At 65.2% G+C, this 247-nt stretch carries 1 protein-coding gene; it reads left to right on the top strand.

Annotated features, from left to right (window positions below; all coding sequences use genetic code 11):
- Window positions 1-247 (top strand): ATP-binding cassette domain-containing protein (locus tag SB765_RS32575; RefSeq protein WP_410932885.1); only part of this gene is annotated, 247 nt, incomplete at both ends.

Raw genomic sequence — 247 nt, 5'->3', positions numbered from 1 at the left:
CTCGGGAGTTGCTGGCGCGCCTGGGGCTGTCGGGGCACATCAGCCACCGGCCGAGCCAGTTGTCCGGCGGGCAACAGCAACGGGTGAGTATTGCGCGGGCCTTGATGAATGGCGGCGAAGTGATTCTCGCCGACGAGCCCACCGGGGCACTCGATTCCCACAGCGGTAAAGAGGTGATGCGTATCCTCACTGAGCTGCACGCGGCGGGGCATACGGTGATCATCGTCACCCATGACCCCAAGGTGGC

The organism is Pseudomonas sp. SIMBA_067 (assembly GCF_046534675.1).
GTDB lineage: Bacteria > Pseudomonadota > Gammaproteobacteria > Pseudomonadales > Pseudomonadaceae > Aquipseudomonas > Aquipseudomonas putida.
Note: the sequence above shows the minus strand (reverse complement) of the source record. Positions and strands in the feature narration are given on the sequence as shown.